This window comes from Pedobacter sp. MC2016-05, assembly GCF_026239735.1.
Lineage (GTDB): Bacteria > Bacteroidota > Bacteroidia > Sphingobacteriales > Sphingobacteriaceae > Pedobacter.
Genome location: NZ_JAPIVT010000001.1, coordinates 237,246 through 255,943 on the forward strand (window position 1 = coordinate 237,246; position 18,698 = coordinate 255,943).

The following is an 18,698-nucleotide window of genomic DNA, read 5'->3' on the forward strand; positions in this document are numbered from 1 at the left end:
ATTATTTATTAATCTCCAATTTATCTAAAAACGACTTTAATCCATTGACAGAACTCGGGGAAAAATAAGTCTTTTTAGAATCCGGGTCAGCGGTTCTACCAGATACAATCCCAACAACCTTTGCATTTTCATCAATTACAGGTGCCCCACTTAAACCCCCAAATAGTTCTGGAACAATAACGTCTTTTAATAAAATTCGTTTGCCAACTGTTTTAAAATATTCGAATTCGTAAACTCGCTGCAAACCGCTTTCCATTTTTCTAGTCCAACCCACCACGTAAAGTTTTTCTCCCTCATTAAGTGGTGTATCTCTAATTTCAAGCACTTTAACTCTAGTCTGGTTTTGCTTGATTGAAAAGACTAACCAATCATCTTCATAAGATGCCTTTTCAGCTATTGATTCGTTCTTGTTTTCATTCAACAATTTATCAACCACAACATTTGCTGATGGTTTGTTTAAATTAAATAGCATCCAGTTTTTGATGCCATTATCGAATGAGATGCCTTTCATTTCATCAGACTTTATGAATTTGATTAAATGTTTTGCTGTAACTGCAAAGGTATCTTGATTGAATTTGAGTAAAAATCCGCAACCGAATTTCGTTTGATTGAATTTACTATCGAAGAAATCTATTTTATTGACCAAAGCAATATCTTCGAACTTTTTTGATGAAGTTGCTTCCTGTCCATAGCAGCTTGAAACAATTATAAATATTGCTACAGTTAGGATGATTGATTTCATTATTTTACTTATTAAAGCGTTCCAACATTATGCTTTCAACTCATGAATATTATTGGGTTTTGAAACCATTTACTCTTCAATAAGTTGTTTTAATTTCTCTTTACTCGGTAAAACTGTAGAGTATTTACTTGCAAAAATTTGTTCATTATTTTCTGGCAATGTAAAATTGTACAACGGCCTCGCTCTTATCCTGACAAAGTATTATTCCGATGGTTTTATTTTCTTCAGATAGTTTAACTTCTCTATCATAATAATTTACATACATCTGCATTTGTCCAATATCCTGATGTTTTAACTCCCCAATTTTTAAATCGATGAGTACAAAACATTTCAAAATTCGATTATAAAAAACCAAATCTATTTTAAAGTGCTTCTCTTCAAAAGATATTCTATTCTGCCTGGCAACAAACGTAAAGCCGGTTCCAAGCTCCAAAAGAAAGTGCTCCAGTTTATCAGTTAGCTTTTGTTCTAATTCATTTTAGAATAGCTTTTTTCATCTGGCAAACCTAGAAACTCTAAAATGTATGGATCTTTAATGGCATCTTTTGGCTTTTCTAATATTTGCCCTTTCGTTGATAATTCAAAATATTTCATCTTGATTTCTACTTAATGATAAGCGGGTATATAGGGCTGCATCATACTGTCTTTGTAGTTCTCTTAAACTCCAATTATTTTAGATGATTCTACTATTTCATAAAAATTTATTTCCTTTTCATCATCAATTCTCATGAGCTTCAGATAGTGAGACCAGCTTAATTTGAATTTGTCAGACACTGTCTGACCTTTTGCATACTTGATATAAAAACTCCTCATTTGTTTAATAGTGGTTTCAGAAAAACCTTTACCAAAATCCTGAGTGAGTTTATTTGAAAGAATCACTAATAACTTTTTTCCATAATCTGCCCTATCTTTCCCGTTTTGTTCGTCCTCAACAATCATCCTACCAATTTCATAATACGTTAAAACCATTGTTTGGTTAACTGTATTAACAATTTTATTGCGAGCTTTATTTAGCAAATCTGCAATACGCTCAATAAAATTTAGTGGGATAAATTGCTATTCATAGCATTTATTTATTAAAAGCATTCCAGCCTTGTGCTTTCAATTCATGAACATTATTGGATTTTGAAACCATTTTACATCCGGAATTTTTGTCAGTAACGTGACCAATAACAGTAATATCTACGTCGTGTTTTAGTTTCTTATAATCTTCCTGGCTGATTGTAAACAATAACTCATAATCTTCACCACCACTCAAAGCGCAAACGGTTGGATCAATACCTAATTCACGAGCTGTTTCATAAGTCATTGGATCTAATGGAATTTTCTCCTCATAAATGGTAATTCCCTTATCAGATTGTTCAGCAAGATGAAGAATTTCAGAAGCCAGGCCGTCAGAAACATCGATCATCGATGTGGGTTTAATATCCATATCTTCCAAAAGCGCCACAATATCCATTCGAGCTTCAGGTTTCAACTGTCGTTCGATGATATAATCCTTTCCTTCCAAATCCGGTTGAATTTGTGGATTCTCCAAATAAATCAGCTTCTCTCTCTCTAAAATCTGAAGACCAACATAAGCGCCGCCCAAATCGCCTGAAACACAGAGTAAATCATTTTCCTGAGCGCCATTTCTGTAGGTAACTTTATCTGCATCAGCGTAACCTATACTCGTAATGCTAATCACCAACCCTTGCTTACTGGATGAAGTATCACCACCGATCAAATCGATATTAAACTTGTTGCAAGCCAATTCAATTCCTTTATAAATTTCTTCTACAGCCTCCAGAGGAAATTTGCTCGATAATCCTAATGAAACGGTGATCTGACTTGCCTTACCGTTCATGGCATAAATATCACTCAAATTAACCTGAACGGCTTTGTAACCCAGATGCATCAAAGGCACATAAGCCAAATCGAAATGAATTCCTTCCAAAAGCAAATCGGTAGAAACCAAGATTTGTTTGCCTTTCGCATCCAAAACAGCAGCATCATCACCCACACCTTTAACTGAGTAATCGTTTCTAATTTTAAAATTAGTTGTTAAGTGCTTGATTAAACCAAACTCTCCTAATTCATTAATATCTGTACGCTCTTTATTTTCAAACATATGTTGTAGCAAGGGGCTTTGCCCCCCATTTTTTTTTAAAATTAACTGTCATTCAGAGAAACCAAAGATCAGCTGGTTAAAAGCAAAAGCTTTCATCGTTTGTAGATATCCTCCCTGCGTCATGATGAGAAACCCTTACTTTCCATCCAATTCTTTCCTTCTGTAAACCTGGCAATCAGCATCGCGGCAACATTATCTCCAGTCGCATTTAGAAGTGTCGCCATTGGATCTACCAAAGTTCCTATAATCATCGCTGGAGGTAAAGCTTCTGGTGGCAATTGATAAGCTGAAATCATTAATAACTCTCCAATATAACCCCCATTGGGAATTCCACCTTCTACAATACTCACTAAAACGGTGATGCCCAATGCCAAAATGATGGTATCTACATGAACCAAATCCTTTCCAAAAATAGCAAATACTACTGCGATTTTAATTATAGAACTAATGCTAGAGCCATCCTTATGTAACGTTGAACCCAATGGAATAGTCACATTTGTGATGTAAGCCGGAACACCCATTTTACTTGTTCCTTCTAAGTTCGCCGGGATTGTTGCAATGCTGCTACAGGTTCCAATAGAAGTTAAGGACGGTACAATGTTATTTTTCCAGAATACTTTTATTGCTTTAAAACCACCCGCAATAAAGGCATATAACGTAAAAAATACAATGAAATAGAATGCCCCGACTCCATAGTATAATCCCAATGCTTTAGCATAAGTACCAAAAAGCTGCGGTCCGAACACACCAACCTGATAAGCAAAATAGGCACCCAAACCGATCGGCCCAAGTTTCATAATTAAGATGATGAGTTTTTTCATCACTTCATTACCCGACACCAAAAAGTTTTTAAATCCATCACCTTCTTTTCCCGAGTATAGGGTAGAAAATCCTACTAAAACGGAAAAAATAATCAGCGCCAGCATATTTTTTCTACTGCCAATCTCGTAAAATTCTCCAACGGTTAAGAGCTGTGTCATTTGCTCTCCGAACGATTGAATTTTTTCGGGTTCAGTTGGAATTGGGTTATTTCCCAACGCCTGGTGAATAGGAAAAACCCATGTGGCGGCCAGAGTTAGAATTGCTGCAATAAGAATAGTTGATAAAAAAACCAATACCATAATGGTTAGTAGTTTTCCCAACTTTTTTGTTCGATCTATGTTTGCAATGGCCGAAGAGACTGCAAAAAATACCAATGGAATAACGGCAGTAAATAACAAATTCAAAAATATATCACCCAGGGGTTTTATACTTTCAACCTTTTTTCCAAAAATTAGCCCGATGATGCTTCCAGCAGTAATCCCTGCGAGTAGCCAAAGCAAGCCTGAGTAATTCTTTAAGATATTAGTTGTTTTCATTCTTATCATTTATCTGTCATTGCGAGTTACGAATCAATCTCACTAAATAGAATGCTTCGTACCTGGTAATGACGATTTTTTTAGAGCCCCAGCTCTGCCGAAATATCTAACATTCTTTGAATAGGTCTACGTGCCTGCTCAATAATATGCCCTGGTACAGTCACTTCTGGCGAACTATTTTTAAGACATAAATATAGTTTTTCTAAAGTATTTCTCTTCATGTAAGGACAATCATTGCAAGCGCAACTGTTATTTGGTGGCGCTGGAATAAATGTTTTATCAGGACAAGCTTTTTCCATTTGGTGGATAATTCCACTTTCTGTAGCTACGATAAATTCTGTTGCTGGATTGGATATGGCATACTTCAAAAGCCCAGTGGTAGAACCAATATAATCGGCCATTTGTAAAACGGCTTCTTCGCATTCCGGATGTGCGATAAACTTTGCGTTAGGATGGCGTTCTTTAAGCTTCGTAATTTTTTCTTTCGAAAAAATCTCATGTACCATACAGGCGCCATTCCAAAGCACCAAATCTCTACCGGTCTTTTTGGCAACCCAAGCACCTAAATTCCTATCGGGACCAAAAATTATTTTTTGATCTTTCGGTAAACTTTCTACAATTTGAACAGCGTTTGTAGAGGTACAAACAATATCGCTCAAGGCTTTTAATTCAGCTGTGCAATTCACATAAGTGATGACCAAATGATCAGGATATTTTTCCTTAAATTTTCTAAACAAATGTGGTGGACAGCTATCAGCCAAAGAACAGCCTGCTTTTACATCTGGTAATAGAACTTTTTTTGTGGGAGATAGAATTTTGGCAGTTTCGGCCATAAAGTGTACTCCTGCAAAAACAATTACCTCAGCATCTGTTTTTGCTGCTTCCTGAGATAAGCCTAAACTATCACCAATATAATCTGCAATATCTTGTATATCAGGTTCTTGGTAATAGTGCGCTAGTATAATAGCATTCTTTTCCTTCTTCAGTTTTTCGATTTCAATAAATAGGTCGAGCGTAGGGTCAATTTCTTCTTCTACGTAACCTTTTTTGTTTATTTCTTCTAAGACATCTATGTTCATTTTTAAATTTTCCTTTTTTGAATTTTGACGTTGGTCAAAGATAAAGCTTTCCACGTCTCAATAATTAATAAGTTATTTTAAATAAATAAATCTTGTTTGTTTATTAGTGTGTTGGTAACGTTGGTAAGTTTATTAAAAACGTTCTTCAATGTAAGTTGTTAATCGTTTACTAACATTTAGATTACATTTTTGTAATATGATGAGATTGATTTTCAGCACTATCGAAAAACCGGTTAATTTTTCTCCATAGTGGAATGTTAATTGTTTATAAGTGTGTGAAAAGTTAATTACTTGTACAAAGGTGCTTAAAAATTGAGTAAAAGATTGTGGCAAATTGTCTTTTTAGAGTAGCTTTAAACATTCAAATTTATTTGTTAGTCTTATTTCTACATAAAGCTAACAGTTGTTCTATAGTTATCAACAACGTTGATAAAGTAAATGTTTTTTAGATGAGAAAAGTAGATTTTCTGGTAATTGGTTCAGGGATAGCGGGTTTAAGTTTTGCACTTAAGGCGGCCAAATTTGGTAAGGTTTTAATTGTTACCAAATCAAATGAAGATGAATCAAATACAAAATATGCGCAAGGTGGTGTCGCAGTTGTTGTTGATAAAGATGATTCTTTCGACAAACATATACACGATACCTTGATTGCCGGCGACGGTTTATGCGATGAAAAAATTGTGGAAATCGTTGTAAAAGAGGGGCCTCAACGTATTCAGGAGATTATTGACTATGGTATAAATTTCGATAAGGATAACTCAGGTTTCTATGATTTGGCCAAAGAAGGGGGCCACTCCGAACACCGTGTTCTACACTATAAAGACATCACCGGATATGAAATTGAACGGGTACTCCTAAAAGAAATTCATGAGAATCCGAACATAGAGATATTAACACATTACTTTGCACTAGAGTTGATCACTCAGCATCACCTGGGTGAGTTTGTTGATAAACGTACTGAAGATATTAACTGTTATGGGATATATGCCTTTAACACAGAGCTTAACGATGTGGAAAAGATTGTTGCAAACGTTACAGTTATGGCTTCGGGCGGTGCCGGGCATGTCTATTCTGCCACAACAAACCCTGTAATTGCCACAGGTGATGGTATGGCGATGGTTTACCGAGCAAAGGGAAAAGTAAGGAATATGGAGTTTATTCAGTTCCACCCAACTGCTTTGTACCATCCCGGAGAGTATCCTTCCTTCCTAATTTCTGAAGCCGTTCGTGGTTTTGGAGGTGTTCTCCGCCGTAAAAATGGTGAAGAATTTATGCATGAATATGATGAGCGTAAATCATTAGCACCTCGTGATATTGTTGCTAGGGCAGTTGATAATGAAATGAAAAAATCTGGTGATGAATTTGTTTATCTAGACATCACGATGCGGAAGAAGGCAGATATTTTAAAACACTTTCCCAATATATATGCCAAGTGTTTATCTATTGGTATTGATATGACAAAGGATTATATACCAGTCACGCCGGCATCCCATTATATGTGCGGAGGAATTTTAGTTGATGAATACGGAAGATCTTCTATCAATAACCTTTACGCCTGTGGTGAGGTTTCTTCCACTGGTTTGCATGGTGCTAATCGGTTGGCTTCTAACTCGTTACTGGAGGCAACTGTTTTTGCACATCGAATTTATCAGGATGCCGTTGAAAACTTCAAAAATAATGTAATTCCTGAAAATATTCCAGAATGGGATTCTCAAGGGGTTACACAAAGCAATGAAGACGTTCTAGTGACCCACAATTTAAGAGAGTTGCAGAAAGTAATGGGTGATTATGTTGGTATAGTTCGTTCTGATTTTCGTTTAGAAAGGGCACACCGGAGACTATTTTTAATTTATCAGGAAACCGAAGAGTTCTATAAAAAGAACAAGGTTTCGGTGAAGCTTTGCGAACTGAGGAATGTAATTCAGACAGCTTATTTAGTCATAAAATCAGCCATGAAGCGTAAAGAAAGCAGAGGTTTGCATTTTACAACTGATTACCCTGAGCACGCTAAAGAGTTAATTGATACTGTGTTTTAAACTGATACTGCCTGCTTGCTAATCGACTTCAGCAACAAAAGCGAAAATAAATGATGATTTAAAAGACCCGAAGTAAATTGCGGGTTACCAATATAGAAACATGCCATTAATACTTCCAGTAAAAGATAAATATCCTGAAATAGGAAAAGATAATTTCATCGCTGAAAACGCTACAATTGTGGGCGATGTCACCATAGGGAACAATTGTTCGGTTTGGTTTAATGCGGTGATTAGAGGCGATGTAAACGCTATTACGATTGGAAATGAATCCAATATACAAGATGGCGCTGTAATTCATGCTACGTACTTAAAAGCTTCTACACACATTGGAAATCGCGTATCTGTTGGTCACAATGCAATCGTTCATGGTTGTACAGTTCAAGATCATGTTTTGGTAGGTATGGGTGCAATTGTAATGGATCATGCCATTATTGAAGAGTATTGTATCATCGCTGCTGGATCAGTGGTGTTGGAGAATACGGTCTGTGAAACAGGTTATTTGTACGCTGGCACCCCAGCAAAAAAAATAAAGCCCATTACTGATGAGCAAAGGGCTTTATTAAATAAGTTACCAGATAATTATATCATGTATTCCAGCTGGTTTACAAATCTATAATTAATCTTTCGGTGGGGCTGGGATAGCTAAGGGATCTTCTCTTTCCCAATTCGGTTTAAGATCCAGAAGTGCTTTAAGGTACCACACTTTCTCTGGTTGAGTACCTCCTTTTACATCTCCAGTATCCCAGATTGCGTTTCTATTTTCGTCATAAATTACTCGAATCATGTATTTTCCGGCGGGATAATTTGCGAAACGAAGCTTCGTATTTCCTTTTATCGGAAATGATTTGATCAGATCCTTTTTCTCTGTCAAAAATTGAACGATATAGTTTTTACTTGAATCTGGTACAGTTACATTATATATTAATGTGGTATAATTATCTGTTGGATCTAGCTTAAAGGTTTTATTGATTTCCTTATTTTTTGCATTAAAAATCGCTGTGAAAGCTCCTGCAGCATATTTTATATCATAGGTTCGTTTTTGTTTCCAGGGATATCTGATGTAGTATTTCAAGAAATCGGTACTATCTTTTATCAGTTGAAAAGTTGTTCTTTTAACAGAATCTTCTAATAAAGTAATCTTAGAAGCATCTGCTGCTGTTATTGGGAAAGGAAAAGTTAAGGTGTAAGTTTGGTAGGGATTAAGTTTACCACCACTTGCGTTATCATTAATGTTTACATCGCGAACGTAATTATCCTTTTTTCCTTTGCTAAAATTAAGTGTTTGTAAAACCTTGCCTTCATCTTGAATGGCTACTTTAACAGAGTCGAAGCCCAGGTCAGTAAGCCATACTTTGGCGGTATCATTAGTTTTATTAAAGTGAACAAATTTACCCACATCTACTTTCGGAGGATCCGTAACGGTGATTTTCGGTTCTTTAAGTTGTTTGTTTGTTGTAATGGTGATAATGCCATCGTTAGCAAGTTTACGATCTGTAACACGAAAATCTGTCGCCAGCTCTTTGAACACCTGCAGATTTATATTATCCAGGTTCTTATCAATCGTGATTGGATCTTTCAAGAAGCCAACTTCATCAGATACCTGCTGATATATTTTATCTCCACCACCACTGCCTTCTTTAAGTGCATAAATTTTATACTGACCAGCTCTTAGATTGTTAAGCTTATAATTTCCGGAACTATCAGTCAAGGTATATATTGATGGCCTTTTCTTTCCAAACAGGGTGTCACGTGCTAATGGTAAGATGAAAACAGTAACGTCTTTCTCAAATTCATCGTTTAGCGAGCTTTTCACATTTCCACTCACAGATAAGGAATCAATTTCATTTCCCGTAGAAAACACATAAGATAAATTTTTTACCACATTACTCTCATTGATATCGGCAACTGCCTTTCCAAAATTTAGGGTGTATGTAGTATTTTTCTCTAATGTATCCTGAAGTTCAATTTCCAGCCGCTTGGAACGAATTTTTAAAATAGGCGCTCGTTCCTGCTCTGGTGAAATACTAAATTCTTTCGATTCATCCACAAGCTTAAAATATTCATCAAACTCAATTGTAATTTTTTTTGCGTTAAAATTACGGGTTTGATTTTTCGGCGTCATAGTTAAAATTTTAGGTGGAGTTGAGTCTTTCGGTCCTCCCTGTGGGGTTTGCATACTTGCACAACCCATGAATAGGAGCGAGATAATAACAACTGCTGAAATTTTTTTGTTAAAATACTGAGCTTTTAAATTTGGCATATTTTAAACGTTATGACGAATTTTTGATGTTTTTGGAAATCTGATATTAAAAAAAGTTTTTACGCTCTTATATCGCTTTATTTTAAGTCGATATATTTTTTAAATAAATTATTGATAATCAATTACTTACCAATGTAGACCATTAATACAGAGATATCTGATGGTGATACACCAGAAATTCTTGATGCCTGGCCTAAAGTACGTGGTTTTATTTTGAATAACTTTTCACGGGCTTCTTTTGAGATGGAAACAATTTTATTGTAGTCGAAATCAGGTTTGATTTCCTTATCTTCCATTTTCAACATTTTGGCTACTATCTCATTTTCTTTTTCAAAATAACTCTCATATTTAATTTTGATTTCCGCTTGCTCTATTGTTTCATTATCTAAATCTTTGGTGGCTTCAGCCAATGGTTTACTTACTTTTATAAGATCTTGTAAGCCCACATGTGGACGCCCAGCTAAACTATGAATTTTTACATTTTGATTTAAGATACTCGAACCTAAGCCTTCTAACATAGGATTAGCATCAGCCATTTCTATGCCCTGACTTCTGGTGAATTTGACCAAGGTTTCTGCTGCTTCGACTTTACGTTTAACTTTTTCTAAACGTTCATCAGATATAAGACCTAACTCATGTCCGATAGGAGATAAGCGAATGTCAGCATTATCTTGTCTCAACAATAAACGATGTTCCGCTCTAGAGGTAAACATTCGATAAGGTTCGTCAGTTCCTTTGGTTACTAAATCATCAATTAAAACCCCAATATAACTGTCTGATCTTTTCATAATCAGCTCATGCTTGTCATTAATTTTTTGATGCGCATTGATACCAGCCATGAAGCCCTGGCAAGCTGCTTCTTCATACCCTGTGGTTCCATTAATTTGACCAGCTAGGAATAAATTATTTATTAACTTAGTTTCTAGGGTAAGTGATAATTGGGTAGGAGGGAAGAAATCGTATTCGATAGCATAGCCAGGTCTGAACATTTTTGCATTTTCAAAACCTGGAATTAATCGAAGAGCTCTTTGCTGTACATCTTCTGGAAGAGAAGTTGAAAAACCATTTACGTAAATTTCGCAGGTGTTCCATCCTTCAGGCTCTACAAAAATTTGGTGTCGGTCGCGTTCTGCAAAACGGTTAATTTTGTCTTCAATGGAAGGACAGTACCTTGGGCCTAAACCTTTAATTCTACCCGTAAACATTGGCGATTTTTCGAATCCTTCTTTCAGAGTTTCGTGCACATCCCCATTAGTATAAGTAATCCAGCAGCAACGTTGATCTGTTGAAACTTCAGTATCTGTGAAAGAAAACTTACCGGGATTTTCGTCGCCCCACTGTTCTTCCATTTTGGTATAGTCTAAACTTCGGCCATCCACCCGTGGAGGAGTACCTGTTTTCATTCTACCAGCTTCCATTCCGAGTTCCACTAATTGTTCTGTAATTCCAGTTGATGCTCTTTCTGCTGTTCTGCCTCCACCAAATTTCTTTTCACCGATATGCATCACACCATTTAAGAAAGTGCCGTTAGTAAGTACTACTGCTATACTTTCGATCTCCATTCCCAAAGATGTTTTTACTCCATAGATTGTATTATCTTTAACTAACAAACCAACAACACTGTCTTGCCATAAATCGACGTTGGGAGTTCTTTCTAACGCTAAGCGCCATTCCTCAGCAAAGCGCATTCTGTCAATTTGTGCTCTCGGACTCCACATCGCAGGGCCTTTTGACTTGTTTAACATTCTAAATTGAATGGTTGATTTATCAGATATAATTCCTGAATAGCCACCCATCGCATCTACCTCGCGAACAATCTGTCCTTTCGCTACACCACCCATTGCTGGGTTACAACTCATCTGGGCTATGGTACCCATATTCATTGTGATCAATAGAACTGATGAGCCTAAGTTGGCGGCAGCGGCAGCAGCTTCGCATCCTGCATGTCCAGCACCAACAACAATCAAATCGTATTTTGAAAACATTTTCTCTTTCTATTATGTTCCACGTGGAACAATTGTGTTATTTATTTGGTATGTAACCTATTAAAGCATTCTGAAGATTTGTAAATAAACTTGTATTAGTTGCGGGTTAAATGTTCCACGTGAAACGTATCAATGGAATAACTAACTAATTTCCTTATTTATTCTGATAATTCTAACCATCGCATTGTATAATCATCCTGCTTAATCTTTAACTTTTCAATCTCATCCGAAATTTCTTGAATCTTCACATAATCGGAAGCAGCAACTTTTAGTAAACTTTGAGATAATTTAGCTATCTTTTGTTCGGTATCTGTCATTCCCTTTTCGCATTCATTAAGTTCCTTTTGTTCTTTAAAACTTAATTTTTTTGCGCTTTTTATTGGAGCTTCAGCAGCTATAGGAGTGAAAGTTTTTTTGGCTTCGGCTTTAACTTTCGGTTGTTCTAAACTTAAACGGTACTCAGAATAATTACCATTATATATTTTTACTACTCCTTCACCTTCCATGATAAATAGCTGATCACTCATCTTGTCTAGTAAGTATCTATCATGAGAAACTAGCATTAAAATGCCAGGGAAGTTTTCTAGAAATTCTTCCAGTACATTTAACGTATCAATATCCAGGTCGTTTGTTGGCTCATCCAAAATTAAGAAGTTAGGATTTTGCATTAGAACCTTCATCAAATTCAAGCGCTTCTTCTCGCCACCACTTAATTTTTCCACCATGCCATGTTGTTTCTTAGGCGGGAAAAGAAAAAGTGTTAGTAGGGCAGAAGCAGTAATTACCGATCCATCAGCCATCTTAATATACTCGGCGTCTGATTTCACAATATCAATTACCCTCTCTTTTGGATCGAAAGTTAAACCGCCTTGTTTGTAATAACCAAAAACTGTCGTTTCACCAGTGTCAACTGTTCCTGCGTCTGGTGCTAGTTGGCTAGTAATAATATTTAATAGAGTAGATTTGCCAGTACCGTTTTTACCTGCCAAACCAATTCGATCTCCTTTTTTGAAAGTGTAGCTAAAATCATTAATAATTGGACGACCATCGAAAGACTTTGCTATGTGACCGATCTCAATAATTTTACCACCCTGACGAGACATTTTCATTTGGAGGTTAATAGTCTGATTATCAGACTTCTTCCTGGTTTTTTCCTCCAGATCGTAAAAAGCATTGATCCTGGCGTTAGATTTCGTTGCACGAGCCTGTGGCATGCGCCTCATCCACTCTAATTCTTTCTTTAATAGCTGCTGGTTCTTATGTTGAACAGTGGCATCAAGCGCTTCTCTTTCTGATTTCTTTTCCAGATAGTAAGCATAATTTCCATTATAATTAAAAATCTTTCCTCGATCTAATTCAACTATAGTATTACAAACATTGTCTAAAAAGTATCGATCGTGTGTAACCAGGAGGATGGTTTTTTGCCCTGTTGTTAGCAGTTTTTCTAACCATTCAATCGTATCGATGTCCAAATGATTGGTAGGCTCATCCAATACTAAAATTTCCGGATCTTCAATTAATAGCTTTGCTAAAGCTAAACGTTTCTTTTGTCCTCCAGAAAGTGTAGCTATCTTTTGTTGAAGATGAGTAATCCCCATTCTATTCAAAATGGTTTTTATTTCATGTTCATATTCCCAGGCATTGTGTTCGCTCAGTTCTTCATACAAACGATTAAGCGTTTTCTCATCGGGATTTGGATCCTCAATTAATTCCTCATACTCCTTGATCAGCTGTTGCTGTTTATTCTCCAAAGAAAATATATGGTCACTTATAGAGAAACCTTCAGTAAATTGTGGTTCTTGATCCAAAAAGCCGATTTTAACTGCTTTATTTTTAACAATCTTACCTTCAAGCGGAGGGAATCTTTCAGCTAATAGTTTTAAAAGCGTACTCTTACCAGCGCCGTTAATTCCAACCAACGCTACCCGCTGCCCAGAGTTGATACCAAGTGTTAAATTTTTAAATAGCCATTCATCATGATAACCATGACCTAAGCCTTCTGCCGCAATTAGTGTGCTCAATTTTTTTGTATTTCGGTTTTATAAAGGAAAATTAGTGCAAAAGTAAGGATAAAATATTTGGTAGATTGTATAGATGTTTTAAAGCGGCTAAGTATCGATCAAAAATGGCAAAATATTGATATGTAATTAGCTGGAGAATTGCAAACTAATTAAATCAGAGATCATAACAGGGTATTGCTAAAGGAAATTCAAAAACGAAAACAGCGACTGGAATCGCTCCGCCGCTGCTTCAATCATTAACTAAAACTAAACTTTATCTTTTGAACGGATTAATCCTTATCTTATATTTTGTATTCAACAGCCTGAGCTGTTATTTTAATATAAGACCGTATTATGATTGTATTGTTGCAGCTGAATAGCCAGAAATATACCAGCATGGGTAATTTATCGACCAACACTGTTAACTATCAGACGAACAGAACCAAAATTATTTGAAATGGTTGCTGTCAAGAAAAGGAGAGCATGATCATGGTTCTTTTATGAGCTAACAGTAGGTGTTTATTTTTATTCTAATTTTCGGTAATTGTACAAACCAAAAACTATTATGAACCGATCATCGAAATTTATAAAGCCCGAAGAGCTTTTAAGAGTTTATTTTACATAATAATTAATGAAAGTAACAGCCTTAGAATACTATATTTTGTAAAAAATGGCGCCCAAGTATTTGCCACAATGGATAACATTCAAGGAAGAAAGGCACATCTAGTAAATTTAAAAAATAATACGCTAACTTTCGATGCTGAAGACGGGAATAAAGTTTACAAGTTTGTGCTTAGTAAATCCGTTGTTGGCCAGATTATAAAGCTGAAATCATCGAATATAGAAACCTAAGCCTTGATACGGCATATCTTCAACATGCTCAAGTTGATAAAATTTACACTGCTACAAAGTTTGAAGATAGAGCATACCAAATGATGGACATGGTAGATCTACCCCAACCCACAAAATGTTTGGTATTTAATGGTGTTAAATGGTCGTGGACAATATTTCCGTATCTAACAGAAGATGCAAGTTCGGGCTATTACAAGGTTACATCAAGAGCCTGGAAAGGTAAATCATGGGGCGTGGATTGTATAGGAGTTAGCATCAATAAATATGAAGTAAACCCTGCCAAAATCCTGGTACAAAAAGTGATTCTCCTTTGGTATTTTTATTTACAGAAAATTGAAATCTACTCTGAAACTTAAATATTCATTTTCTTTTTGCGTCATTAGAGTTTTTGCTGCTTTACCCTTGTCTTTGTAGCCCAGTAAGTGCAAAGTTCCATGGATCATGATGCGGCAAACTTCATCAAATTCTGTTATTTTGAAAGTTTTTGCATTTTCTTTTACACGTTCAATGCTGATGAAAATATCACTGACAATCAACTTTTCCTCATCAGAGTTGTCGAAAGTAATAATATCAGTGTAAGTGTCGTGATTTAAATACTGTTGATTAATACCCAGCAAATATTCATCGCTGCAGAAAATGAAATTGAGTTCTTGTAATCTAAAGCCCTCCTTTTCAATCGTTGCTTTAATCCATTTCTTAACCTTAAGTTTTTGAGGAAGATTGTAAGTAACCGATTCTGTAAAAAATGAAATTGCAGGCATGTGGATATGTTTAAAGCCGCAAATTTAAGAAATAAAAATTAGGGATGAGTAGGCGTTATGCATGAGGTCCTCATATGGAATTCATTTCAGGGTCTTTCTACATTTCGATACTGAAATGAATTCAACATGAGGAATTGATTTATCCTACCTCACCATATTCAAAGATTTTAAATATTCGGCGATTTTATTTTTATAATAATAATTCAAACTGGGAGGCAATTTCTGTAACATATCGTTTCCATTTTGTTGTTGCTTTTTAAAGTCATCTATCATTTTTTGGTAAGATGGTGGAAATTCCTTCGCTGCTTTACTCTCTCGTTTTGAATCCTCTTCCTGGTCGCGTTCTGCTTTTTCTGCCTCCAAAAGCTTGGTTAACAACTCTTTCTGTCGATTTAAGGTTTCTTGCTGTAAACGCTTATTCACCAAGTCGCTTTCTGTTTGTTTCATTTCTTTAATGGCCTCATTAAGGTTGCCCATTTTGCCCGAACCGTTTTTATTTTCTTCACGGTTGATTTTTTCCAAAGCCTGGCGAATCATTTGCTGTTGCTGTGCCATTTTTCCAAACTCCTGACTCATTTCTCCTTTGCCCACCTTGCCTTGGTTGCCACCAGATTTCTGCATCTGCTCACGAGCCTTTTGCATACTTTTATTCAGCTGCTCCTGCATTTGTGAGAGCTGCTTCATACCTTGTTTCTGTTTTTTGCCACTTCCAGGCTTAGCGTTTTTTTGCATGTTTTGCAATTGATTCAAAGCCTCACTCAACATCAAACTCAAATTATTAATTGATGTCATGGTAAACTGCTGATAGCGATTGGCCTCTGGCGTTCTTCGCTCGCCAAGACTTTCCAAACTTTTATCGAGATTGAAATTAATCTTATTCATCTCCTCGTTCACCGTTGATTCAATTTGAGGAACACGTTTACTCAGAGCGTACAAACTATCGGCAATCGTTTTAAGGTTATCTTTAATATTGCGTTGCTTTTGAACGTTCCCAATATAGGATGGATCAGCTGAAGTGGTTTTTTTTAACGTTAACATCACCTTTTCCTGCTCAAAAGAAGTATTCAGCAAGTTTTCAAGGAGCTTACGTAACTCTTTCGCATTCAGGTTGTTTTCCATTTCCTCACCTTGCTGCTGCATTTCTCCCATTTTTTTCGAAAGTTTTTCCATCTGCTCACCAGCTTTTTCTTGCTTTTGACTAGCGCCTTTCGAATCTTTTTTATCTAGCGCATCCTTACTATCTTGTTGATCTTTTTCAATATCCTGCAGCTCCTTTTCAGGGTTTTCGAAGGGATTAGGTTTTTCTAACGACTTATTTTTTTCTTCCAGTTTCTTCAAATCATCCTTTAAATCTTTCATTTCCTTATTCAAGGCATCCTGCTTTTGTTTAAGCGATTCGTTATTCTGCTTTTTATCAGCCGTTTCCTTGCTCAGTGCCGTTTGCTCTTTAGCCAATGCATTTAAGCGATCGATGTCGTTTTGCAAGTTTTGCTCAAATTCCAGCTGTTTGTAAAGTTCTAAAATTCTATCGAGTTCATTTTTGAGTGTTTTATTATCCAATTGCATCTTTGAAAGTTCATTTTGCGTTTGGTCTTTATTTTTCTCATTCATCAGGTTTTGAAGCTTCTGTAGAAGTTCCTTTGTTTTTTCATCCAATACATGATCAAACAAATCCTTAATCTGGTTCTGCTTCTCTAAAAGCTCTTGCGTTTGTAATTGGTCTTCCTGCTGCTGAATATTTTTGTCATTTTGCTCCTTTATCTGTTTTACTGCCTCATCCAGTTGTTTTTGTTTATCCAGCAAAGCCTCAATTTGCTTTTTATCCTCAAATGAGATCTGCTTTCTATCGATTAAACTTTCGGCAACTTTTTTACTCTCTTTTTCAATGGTATTGGCTAAACGAATAGCCGATTGTATTTTTTGCTTAAGCGCCTGGCTGTTAGCGCTTACTTGCTCAGCAGTTTCTTTTTTTGTAGGCTGCTTAAATGTTTTAATTTCTGAACGGGTAATTTTTGAGCCATTAACACCATCATTATCAGCGACTTCAAAATAGTATTCTATTTCTTGGCCAGGCTTTGCCAATGCCGCTTTTAAATCCCAGAAGAAGAAAAATCTATTTGCAGTTATGTTGGTTTTGATGGGAATATTTTTGCTGACGGTACTAATTACCTTATTGTTTTCCCTAATGTTATACTTAAAACTCAATCTGCTAAAACCATAGTCATCCGTAATCTGTCCACTGAAATAGATGGCTTTGTTGCTAATTGAATCGGGCTTTTCCTCAACCTGAATAGCTGGAGATTGGTCTTTAATTACTATAATTTGATGCGATAAAGAATCGGTAAGTGTTACAAAATTATTTTTTGGGCTAATTCTATATTTTGAATTATTGCGGATCGTGGCATTATAGGCTGATTCATCATCATCATCAACCTTCAACACAATTTGCTTACCATTTAGTGTAAATAGTAGCGAGTTGCTTTGGCCAGTTTTGAAACTCCAGGTAACACGAGTCCCTTCGGGTAGAAGGATGTCGCCAACGTTAACAATCACTTCCGGTTTTTTGCCTAAGTAAGATGGATAATTTAAAGTTGCCGATGCATTCAATAACTCCGGACGAGGCTTAACGCTCACAGTGAAAACTGAAGAACTAAATCCGCCGCCCTTGAAAATCAGTTTTTTATCACTCTGAATATTTTTGATGCTGTAACTAAACTGGCTGATGGTTTCTTTAACCAATTTATAGGTGTTTTTTCCGTCTTCTACATAAACTTCGGCTGGCAATTCATCACCAGCCAATTTCAAATTTATCGTTACATCATCGCCCTGCGTAACAGTTAGATTTTTGTTAAGAACAGCGAAGCTAAAAGGTGCTTTGGGAGCGATGAATTTATCATATTTAAAGAAACTATTAGTTCCCTCGCGAAGAATGGCAGGTGCAATTAGGGCAATTAATAGAATAATAGAAAGCGGAATGAACAGGTATTTCAAGTATTTCCGATTATCGTTTATCCGAACGGCGGTATAAAATGGCACGGGTTTCAGGTCCAGAATTTTCTGATCGATGCTCGCCATAATTAATTGATTATTTTCTGGCAAATTTTCAGAAAGTTTATGAAGTTGTAAAGTATTTAAAAGCTTATCCTTAATATCGGAAAAGTGGTTTCCAATAATTACCGCAGCTTCATCGAAAGACAGATGTTTGCCTAATTTCAACATCGAGAGCAGAGGTTTTATAATCAGAAAACCTATCAATAGTAAGCCCAATAACAAGTAAGCGAAGAAAATAAAAGTTTTTAAGCCTGCCGTTGGGTTTAGATAATATAGACTTAAGAAAACAAGCAAATATAAGCCGAGTAATATTGCGGCTGCATAAATGGTACCACGTAAAATCTTGTTTAAATAAAATTTACGGATAAACTCATCTATCTTCCTCAACAAATCGTTGTAATTATTGCTTACCATATCAACGTAAATGTAAAAATTGTTCGCATCAATTAAAAGAAACCCCATTA

At 36.0% G+C, this 18,698-nt stretch carries 16 protein-coding genes; 4 read left to right on the forward strand and 12 right to left on the reverse strand.

Going from position 1 to position 18,698, the window contains the following annotated elements; genetic code table 11:
• Window position 1 precedes the first annotated feature (1 nt).
• The 7 genes from OQZ33_RS01050 to nadA all read right to left on the reverse strand — a co-directional run bounded on the left by OQZ33_RS01050 (window position 2) and on the right by nadA (window position 5,331).
• Window positions 2-742 carry a trypsin-like serine protease gene (locus OQZ33_RS01050; protein WP_265797192.1) on the reverse strand — a complete coding sequence of 247 codons (741 nt, stop codon included), beginning with the start codon at window positions 740-742 and terminating at the stop codon, window positions 2-4.
• A 145-nt stretch (window positions 743-887) separates the two neighbouring features.
• Window positions 888-1,175, reverse strand: a complete 288-nt coding sequence (locus tag OQZ33_RS01055) for a PDDEXK nuclease domain-containing protein (protein ID WP_265797193.1) — start codon at window positions 1,173-1,175, stop codon at window positions 888-890.
• Window positions 1,176-1,210: 35 nt separating this feature from the next.
• A complete protein-coding gene (locus OQZ33_RS01060) occupies window positions 1,211-1,336 on the reverse strand; it encodes a hypothetical protein (protein ID WP_265797194.1) in 126 nt (41 codons plus the stop codon).
• A 63-nt stretch (window positions 1,337-1,399) separates the two neighbouring features.
• A complete protein-coding gene (locus OQZ33_RS01065; RefSeq protein ID WP_265797195.1) occupies window positions 1,400-1,759 on the reverse strand; it encodes a DUF1016 N-terminal domain-containing protein in 360 nt (119 codons plus the stop codon).
• 52 nt (window positions 1,760-1,811) lie between these two features.
• Window positions 1,812-2,852 carry a thiamine-phosphate kinase gene (gene thiL, locus OQZ33_RS01070; protein WP_265797196.1) on the reverse strand — a complete coding sequence of 347 codons (1,041 nt, stop codon included), beginning with the start codon at window positions 2,850-2,852 and terminating at the stop codon, window positions 1,812-1,814.
• Between the two features lie 119 nt (window positions 2,853-2,971).
• Window positions 2,972-4,210 (reverse strand): dicarboxylate/amino acid:cation symporter, encoded by a 1,239-nt coding sequence (locus OQZ33_RS01075; RefSeq protein WP_265797197.1) that lies wholly within the window; start codon window positions 4,208-4,210, stop codon window positions 2,972-2,974.
• A gap of 80 nt (window positions 4,211-4,290) precedes the next feature.
• Window positions 4,291-5,331 carry a quinolinate synthase NadA gene (gene nadA, locus OQZ33_RS01080; RefSeq protein ID WP_416338738.1) on the reverse strand — a complete coding sequence of 347 codons (1,041 nt, stop codon included), beginning with the start codon at window positions 5,329-5,331 and terminating at the stop codon, window positions 4,291-4,293.
• Window positions 5,332-5,738: 407 nt separating this feature from the next.
• Here nadA and nadB point away from each other — a divergent pair, with 407 nt between their 5' ends.
• Both nadB and OQZ33_RS01090 read left to right on the forward strand, forming a co-directional pair.
• Window positions 5,739-7,325 (forward strand): L-aspartate oxidase, encoded by a 1,587-nt coding sequence (gene nadB / locus OQZ33_RS01085; protein WP_265797199.1) that lies wholly within the window; start codon window positions 5,739-5,741, stop codon window positions 7,323-7,325.
• A gap of 100 nt (window positions 7,326-7,425) precedes the next feature.
• Window positions 7,426-7,941, forward strand: a complete 516-nt coding sequence (locus tag OQZ33_RS01090) for a gamma carbonic anhydrase family protein (RefSeq protein WP_265797200.1) — start codon at window positions 7,426-7,428, stop codon at window positions 7,939-7,941.
• Here OQZ33_RS01090 and OQZ33_RS01095 read toward each other — a convergent pair whose 3' ends face one another.
• From OQZ33_RS01095 to OQZ33_RS01105, 3 genes are all read right to left on the reverse strand, one after another.
• A complete protein-coding gene (locus OQZ33_RS01095; protein WP_265797201.1) occupies window positions 7,942-9,585 on the reverse strand; it encodes an Ig-like domain-containing protein in 1,644 nt (547 codons plus the stop codon).
• Between the two features lie 122 nt (window positions 9,586-9,707).
• On the reverse strand, window positions 9,708-11,570 hold the full coding sequence (mnmG, locus tag OQZ33_RS01100) for a tRNA uridine-5-carboxymethylaminomethyl(34) synthesis enzyme MnmG (RefSeq protein WP_265797202.1): 1,863 nt from the start codon (window positions 11,568-11,570) through the stop codon (window positions 9,708-9,710).
• A 158-nt stretch (window positions 11,571-11,728) separates the two neighbouring features.
• Window positions 11,729-13,591, reverse strand: coding sequence for an ABC-F family ATP-binding cassette domain-containing protein (locus OQZ33_RS01105; RefSeq protein WP_265797203.1), 1,863 nt, complete (start codon window positions 13,589-13,591; stop codon window positions 11,729-11,731).
• Between the two features lie 672 nt (window positions 13,592-14,263).
• Between OQZ33_RS01105 and OQZ33_RS01110 the strand changes: the two genes are divergently transcribed.
• Window positions 14,264-14,422: a hypothetical protein gene (locus tag OQZ33_RS01110; RefSeq protein ID WP_265797204.1), complete on the forward strand. Its 159-nt coding sequence runs from the start codon at window positions 14,264-14,266 to the stop codon at window positions 14,420-14,422.
• Window positions 14,423-14,511: 89 nt separating this feature from the next.
• Window positions 14,512-14,778 carry a hypothetical protein gene (locus OQZ33_RS01115; RefSeq protein ID WP_265797205.1) on the forward strand — a complete coding sequence of 89 codons (267 nt, stop codon included), beginning with the start codon at window positions 14,512-14,514 and terminating at the stop codon, window positions 14,776-14,778.
• On the opposite strand, the gene ybeY is transcribed toward OQZ33_RS01115, so the two are convergent.
• Window positions 14,746-15,183 (reverse strand): rRNA maturation RNase YbeY, encoded by a 438-nt coding sequence (gene ybeY / locus OQZ33_RS01120; protein ID WP_265797206.1) that lies wholly within the window; start codon window positions 15,181-15,183, stop codon window positions 14,746-14,748. The genes OQZ33_RS01115 and ybeY overlap by 33 nt on opposite strands.
• Window positions 15,184-15,327: 144 nt before the next feature.
• Complete coding sequence (locus OQZ33_RS01125; RefSeq protein WP_265797207.1) at window positions 15,328-18,696, reverse strand: DUF4175 family protein; 3,369 nt, start codon at window positions 18,694-18,696, stop codon at window positions 15,328-15,330.
• Window positions 18,697-18,698 lie beyond the last annotated feature (2 nt).